The organism is Deinococcus humi, from assembly GCF_014201875.1.
Lineage (GTDB): Bacteria > Deinococcota > Deinococci > Deinococcales > Deinococcaceae > Deinococcus > Deinococcus humi.
In genome coordinates, this window is the sequence record NZ_JACHFL010000042.1 from 1 (window position 1) to 9,708 (window position 9,708).

At 61.6% G+C, this 9,708-nt stretch carries 13 protein-coding genes and 2 pseudogenes; 8 read left to right on the forward strand and 7 right to left on the reverse strand.

All coding sequences use genetic code 11. The annotated features are described in order from the left end of the window. Positions 1–229 precede the first annotated feature (229 nt). The 4 genes and pseudogenes from HNQ08_RS26630 to HNQ08_RS26645 all read left to right on the forward strand — a co-directional run bounded on the left by HNQ08_RS26630 (position 230) and on the right by HNQ08_RS26645 (position 3,235). Complete coding sequence (locus tag HNQ08_RS26630; RefSeq protein ID WP_221284552.1) at positions 230–706, forward strand: hypothetical protein; 477 nt, start codon at positions 230–232, stop codon at positions 704–706. A gap of 562 nt (positions 707–1,268) precedes the next feature. Further along, a complete protein-coding gene (locus HNQ08_RS26635; protein ID WP_184138428.1) occupies positions 1,269–1,988 on the forward strand; it encodes a hypothetical protein in 720 nt (239 codons plus the stop codon). 160 nt (positions 1,989–2,148) lie between these two features. Continuing rightward, positions 2,149–2,294: pseudogene (locus tag HNQ08_RS26640) on the forward strand (IS982 family transposase); the annotation flags it as partial. A 332-nt stretch (positions 2,295–2,626) separates the two neighbouring features. After that, positions 2,627–3,235: a hypothetical protein gene (locus tag HNQ08_RS26645; RefSeq protein WP_184138430.1), complete on the forward strand. Its 609-nt coding sequence runs from the start codon at positions 2,627–2,629 to the stop codon at positions 3,233–3,235. Between the two features lie 404 nt (positions 3,236–3,639). Here the strand turns inward: HNQ08_RS26645 and HNQ08_RS26650 are convergent, their stop codons facing one another. From HNQ08_RS26650 to HNQ08_RS26660, 4 genes and pseudogenes are all read right to left on the reverse strand, one after another. Further along, a complete protein-coding gene (locus tag HNQ08_RS26650; RefSeq protein WP_184138432.1) occupies positions 3,640–4,107 on the reverse strand; it encodes a hypothetical protein in 468 nt (155 codons plus the stop codon). Between the two features lie 47 nt (positions 4,108–4,154). After that, positions 4,155–4,238, reverse strand: a pseudogene (locus HNQ08_RS28395) (IS982 family transposase); the annotation flags it as partial. Between the two features lie 199 nt (positions 4,239–4,437). Continuing rightward, positions 4,438–4,971 (reverse strand): hypothetical protein, encoded by a 534-nt coding sequence (locus HNQ08_RS26655; protein ID WP_184138434.1) that lies wholly within the window; start codon positions 4,969–4,971, stop codon positions 4,438–4,440. Then, entirely contained in the window at positions 4,968–5,222 is a 255-nt protein-coding gene (locus HNQ08_RS26660) for a hypothetical protein (RefSeq protein ID WP_184138436.1), read from the reverse strand. Before HNQ08_RS26660 ends, HNQ08_RS26655 begins: the two co-directional genes overlap by 4 nt. Before the next feature lie 268 nt (positions 5,223–5,490). Between HNQ08_RS26660 and HNQ08_RS26665 the strand changes: the two genes are divergently transcribed. Beyond that, the gene (locus tag HNQ08_RS26665; protein ID WP_184138438.1) at positions 5,491–5,850 is read left to right on the forward strand and encodes a hypothetical protein; all 360 of its coding nucleotides are present in this window, start codon (positions 5,491–5,493) and stop codon (positions 5,848–5,850) included. A gap of 199 nt (positions 5,851–6,049) precedes the next feature. On the opposite strand, the gene HNQ08_RS26670 is transcribed toward HNQ08_RS26665, so the two are convergent. Then, positions 6,050–6,901: a hypothetical protein gene (locus HNQ08_RS26670; RefSeq protein ID WP_184138440.1), complete on the reverse strand. Its 852-nt coding sequence runs from the start codon at positions 6,899–6,901 to the stop codon at positions 6,050–6,052. Further along, positions 6,886–7,101 carry a S41 family peptidase gene (locus HNQ08_RS28400; RefSeq protein ID WP_184138442.1) on the reverse strand — a complete coding sequence of 72 codons (216 nt, stop codon included), beginning with the start codon at positions 7,099–7,101 and terminating at the stop codon, positions 6,886–6,888. The genes HNQ08_RS26670 and HNQ08_RS28400 overlap by 16 nt, the downstream gene beginning before the upstream one ends. A gap of 302 nt (positions 7,102–7,403) precedes the next feature. On the opposite strand from HNQ08_RS28400, the gene HNQ08_RS26680 reads away from it, so the two are divergent. After that, positions 7,404–8,216, forward strand: coding sequence for a hypothetical protein (locus tag HNQ08_RS26680; RefSeq protein ID WP_184138444.1), 813 nt, complete (start codon positions 7,404–7,406; stop codon positions 8,214–8,216). Positions 8,217–8,270: 54 nt separating this feature from the next. Further along, positions 8,271–8,735 carry a hypothetical protein gene (locus HNQ08_RS26685; protein ID WP_184138446.1) on the forward strand — a complete coding sequence of 155 codons (465 nt, stop codon included), beginning with the start codon at positions 8,271–8,273 and terminating at the stop codon, positions 8,733–8,735. A gap of 67 nt (positions 8,736–8,802) precedes the next feature. Here the strand turns inward: HNQ08_RS26685 and HNQ08_RS26690 are convergent, their stop codons facing one another. Further along, positions 8,803–9,171 carry a hypothetical protein gene (locus HNQ08_RS26690; RefSeq protein WP_184138448.1) on the reverse strand — a complete coding sequence of 123 codons (369 nt, stop codon included), beginning with the start codon at positions 9,169–9,171 and terminating at the stop codon, positions 8,803–8,805. A gap of 203 nt (positions 9,172–9,374) precedes the next feature. Here HNQ08_RS26690 and HNQ08_RS26695 point away from each other — a divergent pair, with 203 nt between their 5' ends. Beyond that, positions 9,375–9,623, forward strand: a complete 249-nt coding sequence (locus HNQ08_RS26695; protein WP_184138450.1) for a hypothetical protein — start codon at positions 9,375–9,377, stop codon at positions 9,621–9,623. The last annotated feature ends 85 nt before the right edge of the window (positions 9,624–9,708 follow it).

Here is a 9,708-nt window from a genome sequence, read left to right on the forward strand (position 1 = left end):
GCGGCATTCGAGCCTGGGATACTTGACGCCCCTGGAAGCCGAGTGCCAGGCTACAGCTGCTTAACCTTAGCGACTCGAAACCGAGTCAACCCCAAAAGTGGTGCACCGAGTCAACGATGTGACCACTTCGTGCAGGCAGGCTGTCGAGGTCAAGCAGGTGATCGCTGCGAGTGCTGACGATGCAGTGAGCGTCGTGTTCACGCAAAGTATCCGTGAGAAGCTGGCAGAGGTGAACCGCGCTCTGCTTGACGCCCCATCTGCACCGTTGAGCACTCGGCCTTTGTTGGGTGAGGCGCAGACGTTCCAGGACGCGAGATGGCCGACTGCCTTGGTGCCGAGCGGTGTACCGGTCAAGTCACCTGGCGCCACGAGTCGCGTCCTCGGAGTGGGAGAACCGGACAACGTCATCGCCGCTGGAGTTTTACCGTCCGACACCGCTCTGGAACTGGCCCTCGTGAACTGGATTGGCAAAGAGGCCGATGTGACGGTGGTGTGTTTTAACAACCGCGCTCAGATTCTCGTGGCGGGGGAGAAAGTGAAGCACGTCAAACTGCGGCCTGGAATGGTGGACCGCTTTCCGCTGGATTTGACGCTGGAATCGGGACTGAATGACGTCCAGTGTTATTCACTGCGGGCGGCGATGGCCAATGGCGAACCCGCGCATGCCTGGCCGCCGATCTTCGCGGCTTTTGTTCAAGGCTCCTGACGCCTTTCTGGCCGTCCCTGTCAACCCCTATTCGCGGTGACGTATCTCAGCCTGCGGCTCAAAGTTGCAGTGAACGTCCTAGCGCACAACCTGAAATTCCTCAATCTCAGCAGCTGATTGCCTTCATGCTCAGCCTCTATTCGCGATAAATTGACCCATGGGTGTACGTCTCTGGACTGTGCCAGAGCTAGCAGACTTTCTGTATGCGGCTTACCACGTTGACCATGGTGGCGTCATTGATCCACCAGATTCCTGCACCTGGGCGGCCGTAGCTGACCTCTTGACCCGCGATGAACCCCTGCGCGCCGAAATATGGGCAACGTGGCGTGTCTGGCTCCAGGGCATGAATGAAGACGTCGCCGGTGCTCGCGAATGGTTGGACAATCAGTTAGCCGCGCGGAGCCCAGACGGTTGTCAGCAGTGACGTGAAATTGGGACCGATAACCCATGAGCACCGTCCCTTTCGCATTTTCTGGCGCCTGGGTCAACCCCTATTCGCGGTATTTCCTACGTCCTCAAATGTGTCTCCCACCGTCAAAACGCCGTGCTACGTTCACGTCCTATGAAAACTTCCCCTGGTCTGGTGCTCCTGCCCGTCCTGTTGCTTGCGGCCTGCACGCCAAAAGAAACCCCTGCTGGCGGTGAGACCGTCAACACGCTCAGCGGCACGGCCGTCGAGGGCCAATATGCGGCGCAGGGCAATCAGGTCGTCCTCCAAACCAGTGCCTGGACCGGCGGGGCGGGCAACGTCACCCTCAATGTGCTGGACGCCGCAGGCAAGACGGTCGAACTGGGCCGCACCGCGCTTGGAGCGGACGGCAAATTCTCATTTGCCAGCCTCCCCACCCCGAACACCAGTGAGCTGACGAAGATCACGGAACAGAGTGAAAGCTGCACCAATACGTTTGTGGTCAGCGATCCGGCCGCTTTGAACGCCACCGCTGGGCTGTTTGCCTCAGCGCAGACGAACGTGCCGCTGACTCTGGTGGCCTACGACACCACCACAGCGGGCGGGACCACCACCAGAACGGGAACCCTGATCTATGCGGACCGGGCCGTCACCGTCAAAGGCTCGCAAACCTGCCAGATCGGAGCCAAACCGTACACGGCTGACTTTAATCTGGCGCTGGTGAAAGGGTGGAACATGACGACGGCCTCACTCAACCTCACCACCAGAGCAGGGACGGTCCGCAATGGCGCACCAGCGGGCGCGCAGTGGATCGCTTTCAAAGTGAGTGGCGGCGCCACAGGGCTCGCAGTCAACGGTTTCCTTCTCCGTTAACCCAGCCCTGCTCTCGTGTCCGCTGGCGTCCTGCTGGCGGACTTTTCCATTCCTAAGGGAAATCGAACCGCTCAGGACGGTCCGCATGCTCGCCCGATCGTCTTTGGAACGGGTGCTGTCAAGAAAAAACGCGATATGGCTCTGGGTGACAGTCTTCCCCCACCCGAAGCTCCGCGAACACATCGAGACCGTATTTCTCCATTGGTGGCCACGCAGATTCAGTCCGGGCAGCCGAAAACGCTCACCTCATCGCGATTCCGCGTTGTCCTGGCGATCCTCGCCCACAACCTCACGCTGACCCGTTAAGCCAGTGACAACCAGTTCCAGCCGCCAAGATCAATTCGGCCTGCCGACAGCGCCGCTCTCCTGGCGCCAACATTCCCACCATGAATCGTGCCGAAAAGGACGCGGCCATCCTCCGGAAGCGCCTGAGCCAACAGAGGACCCAGGGCCCCACCAAGGCCCTGTCCCCTGGCCTGTGGCGTGAGGAGTAACTCCTGGACACTCTGTGCTGGAAATCCCAGTTTCGTTTTCGGAAGGGTCCCCGCGTAACCGCTCCAGACGCCGTTCCAGAGCACATCAAACATGGTGCCTGCTTGAATGCATGTCGCCAAATCGTCTCTGGAAAGCAGCTGAGCGTGCTCGACGTGCTCTGGATGTTGGGCGTCAACCGCGTCATAGGCGTCCTGCGCCTGGTCGAAGTGCTGGTCATCCCTCGTTGGTCTGAGTTGGAGCCCAGCGGGTGTCGGCTGAGCACGCAAGTCGGCCAATGGAGCAGCCAGGACGCGGGTCTCTGGCGTGGTTTCTGGGAAGACACCCATGACCATGGGACTCCAGAACCGGAGCCGGAGAGGCCGAAAGGCCGCGTACACGCGTTGCGCAGCCAGCCGAAGAGGAAGAAGATCCTCCGGATGGAGTGGACGGGTGGTGACGCTGACATCGACAAACGGCTGATTCACGTCCAGGCCCTTGAACCGAATGCTGAGCATGCTGTGGAGGTCAGCGGCGACATGCACCCAGCGATTCAGGTAGGTCTGGGCGGCGAGGCCCAACGCAAAATGATCTGCCCGTTGCTGCGCAAGATCAAGATCAGTGGCCAGTTGAAGATCAAAGCGGTGTTCCGCGGTGAGATTCTCGACCCGCTCAGCAGCCGGCACCCAGTCCACCGCACGTTGACCGGCCAAAGTGAACTGCGCGAGTTCGCGGGCAGAGGGGAGAACACCAAATTCCATTGCCCGGCATTCTAGGTCAGCTCCTCGGCAGACCTGCTGCAAGCCCTCAAAGAGGTCTCTGGTCCGATGATCCTCCGATCAGCTCGGTGGTCCCACCCGTGAAACGACGGACCCCATCCACCCAAAGCATGCGCCGCCTGTCACCGACGTCAGGAGCATGGTCCGGACGCGAACAGCGCCGCGAGAGCTGAGGTGCCCAGGCTGGAGAAGACCCCTCGCCAGAGCAGGATGAACAGGAAGGCCGCACTCGACTGAACCCTGGCCTCATCCCTGTTCATGGGAAAATAGGGTGAACGCTGTCTCAGGCCGTAAAGATCCGTCAGAGGGCTGAGCGATGCTTTCCCATTTTTTCCTGTCCTGCTGCTGGCTGTGGGAAAGGCCCTGAAGCGCTGCGGGTGTCAGTTCACCCTGAACAGGGGTCAACCGCAGGTGCCGCCCCCGCTCCGCGTCGTTCCCACATACAGCTCGTTCTCGACCAGATGGTTGCCGTTGAAGGTGTAGTTCACACGAATCACCGCTTTGTTCCCTGTGATCGACAGCGTGTTCGTATAAATACAGCTGCGGTGCACCACGTGAATCGTCACCTGGCCCTTCGGCACTTGACCTTTCCAGACTCCACGCTGCCCTGCATTCAAAAAGGCGGTCCGGGTGAACAGACGGCCAGGCGTCGCTGGGATGACGTTCAAAATCAAGCGTGGGCCCTCTCCAGACGAGGCGCTGGGCTTGACGTCGTAGTGAAGTTCGATGGGCGTTGTGGGGCCACGAAAATCGGTAGGGAAGGGAGGAACGTTGAAGAGCTGATTCTGAAGAGGCTGTTGCAGCGTGAGTCCAGCTGACGTTGTGGCCAGCAAGCCGAAGGAGAAAAGCACAGGAAGCCATCGGCGCATGCCACCATTTTACCGCGGATAGGGGCGACGGCGGGGGGCGATCCGCTGGTGAGAGCAAAAAATTTCAGGTTGTGCGCCAGGACGTTCAGCACGACCTTGAGCCGCAGGCTCAGATACGTCTTGACCTGTCCACAGCTGTCAGATTCAACTGAGCCGTTCCTTAGAGCCCATGTCTAGCACGGGCTCCAGCCTTTGCACCAAGCCACATGCCCTCAGGCGTTACCCCGGTGTCGTGAATTTGCTGCTTTGCGCGCCGGGCGCGTGGACCAGCAGGGGGGCTCTACGGCATCGAGCAGTGTGTCAGCGCGCCAGAATCAAGCTCAGCTGGGGTCATCTCTCTGCCCGGGTGTGCGGCACGTCCAGCAGAGTGGCCGTGAACAGGTGAGTCTCGTCGACAAAGCCCGTGATCCTGAAGGTCATTCCGTTGCCAGCCAGCGTGGCTGAGGGATCGTCGGCCCAGACCGTGAAGCTGCCTCCGGGTCCATCTGAGTCGGCGATCCCTGTACTCAACCGCAACGCGAACAGGTACGCCGGGTCAGCAGTGCCCGTGGGAATGGTCACGGTAAACCAGTCCCGGCCCCCCGTGAGCACCGGAACTTCGGCCTCGACCCGGTAGATCGGGAGTCCCAGGCGCCTGCCGGATCTGATGGGCCACTGCAGGGTGTCCCGGGGGAGGCGGGTGATGGTGACCCGGACGCCGGCTGCCGGGCCCTCGCGCCACTTCGCCGGGGCCGAGACGCGCACACCGTCGACGCCGACGACCGTGCTGCCGGGACGCAGCAGGTGCGTGGACTGGGTGTGCGCTGGCACGCAACCGGTGATGCCAGTACACACCAAGGCAGCGAGCAACAGGAACCTTTTCATCTGTGCCGTCCGCGCTGGGATTTCCGGGTGCCCGGCTCGTTGTCGGGCTGGAAGGTGACGGCGTAGAAGGCGGTCCGCAGCAGGGTGCCGAGCGTTCGCATTGCCCCAGCGGGTGGGCTTTGTTCGATGCGCCCCCGTTGGCGGCCTTTGCGGGCACGGGCCTCGGGGTCCATGCCGCTGGTGGGCTGGCCGACGGCGCCGAGGAACAGGGCGCTCAGGACGGCCCAGATGGATCTGAGTGCATGGATCATGGGTTGCGTCCTCCCAGGCGAGGTGATGTGGGTTCACTTCCAGTCTGCCCTCAGAGCTCGTGCTGGTCACGGGCTTCGACTTTTGCATCAAGCAGCATGTCCCCGGTGGGTATGAAGCTCAGAGGGTCATCACGCCCATGGTCGCCCGGCCAGGCCAGCAGCCCGAGACGCACCCTCCTGAGCCAACGCACCTCACACTGACAGGACGTGAACTTCGCCGCTCCTGAACCTCCTCGGCCCAGAAGGCCCAGGTCCACCCTCAATAGACATGGCCCCCGCCCATCCCCTGGAAGAAACCATCTGTGCTCTTGTTCCGCCCGTCTGGCCACGTCCGGCGTCTCATAAATATACACCAGCACGCTGGTACGGCAACCTGCTTCAGCCCCGCGCAGACCTGATTGCGACTCTAAAGGAAAGCGAGCAGGACGCAGATTACGTGATCTGCCACACCGGCAGTGTGCCCCGAAGCGGCTTCAAATGGTTCGCCCCAGGGATGACCATGCGCCGGACTGCCGGCGAAGCGCCCTGCGGGCAACCCTATGCCCTGCCAGCCCGGGCTGCCCTGTTGGCGCTGGACCTGAATCTGGTCTTGAACATCAGCAGGCACAAAAAGCAGGGGCTCGCGTAAAGCATCGTGGCCAGAAGCGACCGGTCCAGAGTGCAACCGGAGGGCCGAGTCCGATCCGCATTCTCGCCAGTTCGCTTGTAAGCCCTTCCGCACCTCCGGGTCAATGTCCTTGAATCAGTGCTGAGACTGCTTCAAGCCCCAGACTTTAGGCCTGGAGTCCCTCTTGACCACGATTGAATCAGTAGAGACTATTGAGGCATCATCTCCTTAACGTATAGCAACTGAGCACCCTGTCCTGTACGTCAAATTGACGATACAAGTCATTCAGCCTGAGAGCCTGTCGGGGCGAGTCCCAGCCCTGCGAAGGTTTGTGCAACCCATATCCGCCGCCCAACACAAGGGCTGCATGTTGAGCCTGCCCGTGACCATCACGCCAGACCAGTACGGTGCCTGGAGCTTCACATTCTGTTGTCTTCGCTGTATACGCTGCCAGCCAGTCTTCGAACGGTTCACGCAGCATCCATTGGTGCTCGGCCCCTCGTACGCCTGCGCCGGCCATTACCGTACCGAAACAGTTCGGCCCACTTCCAGAAGGGAACGTTCCCGCGATTTCACGAACACGCGGCCATGCTGTACGTAAGGCACTCCAGATCTCTTCCGGTACCGCTTGATGCTCACAAGGCAAGCGGCCTTGGCTTGACCAGTGCGCGAGGAGCTCCCACTCACGTCCAGCAAGCAACGACGGCCACCACACAAAATGCTCGCCCCCAGCTTGCTCCTCCACTTCTGTCAAGAGATCACGCCAATCAGCAACACACAGCACTTCGCCGCGACCATGCTCAAGTTGAAGGCGCAGCAGTTCGGTGCGAGTGGCGAGTGGCAACGTCAGAAAGTCGGATTCGTTGAGCATCACGGCTTGAGGACAGGTCACGCCCCAGAGCTTGAACGTGTCGCGTCCTTCGGGCGAGAATGACGGTGCAGCTGAGATAATGAGTTTCAATGCCTGGCCCTGCGCTTCTGTCAGATAAAATGGTTGCTGTTCCGGAGCCAGCCAGTTCGCCCAGGACTCCAGGAGCGCCTGATCGATCGGAATATTCAGAATGCGCTGCATAGAGGGATCCTGACAGAAATCGCAGCTGACTGCAGCTCGGAGCCGGCCAGCATGGGATACATGTTCCCACCCTCGTTCAGACGCAGATCAATGATCCACCGCTCTGCGCCAGCCGCACCCAGTTCGGCGATCAGATCCTGAACCACGTCCTGATAAAGTCGTCCGTCCGGGAGGGTCCCATCACCAGTCTGAAGCTGCACCCTGCCCCGTCCTCACCCCTTCACAGCCCCCGCCCCCAGCAGCGCCGGCGGGCAGAGATCCAGGACCTCTGGCGCAGCCGCCAGTCCAGCAGCACCCGGCGATGGCTGCGCATGGTGGCCCTCTCGCCTGCCTGAAGTGCACTGGTCAATCATCGTCTCGGGCAGGTTGGCCCTCACTTCCTGATTGGCCTCCAATTTGCCCTGGGCTGCTCCACACGGGCGAGCGTCGTGTCCAGCCAAATGGCCGGGGCCGGTCCGCATTCTCGTCTGTTGGCCTGGACGGCGGGTGGTCTAATGCCCTCATGCGACTCCTGCCTCTGGCGCTCCTGTGTGCGGCCCTGCTCAGCGCCTGTCAGGACACCGCGCCGCCCCCCCGCATGCTGAGTGCCGATGAATTGCGCCCCATGTACCGCGACCTGCCGCGCGAAGCGCTGCCGCCGATCAGCAGCTCCGGGCTGGGCGAGACCTACACGCTGGGCGGCGTGGTCAAAGACTGGCAGGCCAGCCGGGACGTGGCCCTCTTTCTCGCCCCGTCCCAGCCGGGCAGCCCAGAGGGAGCAGCCGGCACCCTGACGGCCACTGGCCAGATCGAGGTGAGCGCTCCTCTGAATATCGCCCAGGGGTACGCCACGAAGCTGAGCGACTTGATTCGCAGCGAGGGAACGCTGTGCCCGGTCACCGAACTGAGTTGGAGCAGCAATCCAGAGGTGCAGGTGATGGTGGCGACGCTCCTGGTGCGCTGGGCGGACGTGAGTCTCCGGATGAACGCGGCGGCCTTGCGGCCCCAGACCTCGCCCGTGCCGGTGTGGGCCGATCTCCGCCCCAGCGTCACCCAGACCTCGGCGGGTTCCAGGACAGCGTTCCTGGTCTATTCCCCCGAGGAGGTGACGGTCCTGGGCGAGAACCGCTGCATCAGCGGTTCAGAGCAGGGCCGGCCGCCCGGACAGAGGTTCGTCCTGCAAACCCAGGTGCGGGCCAGCGTGACGCTCAAGACCGGCTGGAATGCGTTGTTGAACACCGAGAAGTTGCTGAGCTCGGTGGGCAAGGTGGGCGTGGTTGAGAGGGGCTGGACGGCCCTGCCCGCGGATGAACTGACCACCTGGACCTTGCGGTAAAGCCGTTGCAGTGGCGGCCAGATCAGGCGGCCTGATACAGCAGGAGGATCACCCATGAAGAACAACAAGCACAACAAGGGGACCAGGCCCTGGCCGCTCCTGGGATTCGCTCTGCTGGCCGGGCTGACCGTCGCCTGCACCAAGCAGGCCATCCCATTGGGCTGGAGCGGCCTAGGCATTCACCTGAACGCGGGTGAGACCACCACGTACGACGTTGACCTGTACCCGGTTCAGGCGTTGACCTTTGACCTGCATCCCCATGACCCAGCACAGACCGCCACGGCGACGGGCGGCACCCTCACCATTGGCGGTCAGACACTCAAGGCCTCGGTGAATCCCTCTAACATTGGAAATTTCCATGCTGGGGATCTGTCCGCCATCTTCTGGAAATGTACCCAGGTCAGGCCGGGCAAAAATGTGGAGGTGCGCTACGCGTTCACGGATGCCAGTGGCCAGACGCTGGAGCAGGGTTCGGCGTTCCTGGGCAACGTCACCGGCACCTGTCCAGTGTCGAGGTAGCCTTCAGGGCAAGACGGGCTTCTCGAACATATGACCGCGTGATCCGCCCTTCAGGGGCGGATTGCTCTCAACGCCCATCCTGCCCCGCACCAGACCCCACCAGGGAACGGACCACTACCGTGCCATCTGGAGCCACGGTGCACGTCAGAAGGCGGGCAGGCTGCCTCCCACCCGGGGTGCTGGCGTCGTGATCGCGGACGAACATCTGCGCAGCGGTGGGTTTGGGAAGGCGCTCGGCACCCTTGCCAAAAACAAAGAGGATGGTTTGTTCGGTGACCCCTAGTGGCTGAGTGGCTTCGTAGGCTGCGGTGCATCGACGCTCGAACGCCCCCATCTGCGAGCTGTCATAGATGATGAGGAGCAACGGCACCGCGCCCAGTGTGAGCAGGAGTGGCGTCAGGGTGGCCGTGAGAGGTTTTCTGGCGATCAGGGACACTGGGAACAGCCTTTGAGAGGAGGCCAGGGGATCACGGTGCCCGAATGCTCCCCTGAGTAAGGTCCAAGACTTTCAGAGGTGACAATCTCCTGAACATGCATCAAGGAGAGGATAACGAGACCCGGTCAGCAACGGATGCAGTCGGGGCCATGAACGACTCCTCCTGGAACCAAAGTCCGACAGCAGACTCCGGAGGTCCCGAAATGACCACACGCCGTTTTAGGATGTGGAACGCTACCGGAAAGGTCTCGCTGCGTGCGGTGCTTGACGACATTGATGGTGCAGGCTTGATCTGGATCATCGAGTTCTTTGACGGCATCGGCAGGCCGCCTTCACGATTCTTCAGTGACTCCATTGGCGACTTCGAGCAGTACTTGAGTGAAAACGATCAGGGGTTCCAGGTGTCATGGACCGAGCTGCTCGAATTCGCCGAAGGCATCCAGTGGGGTTGACTCGGTTTCGAGTCGCTAAGGTTAAGCAGCTGTAGCCTGGCACTCGGCTTCCAGGGGCGTCAAGTATCCCAGGCTCGAATGCCGC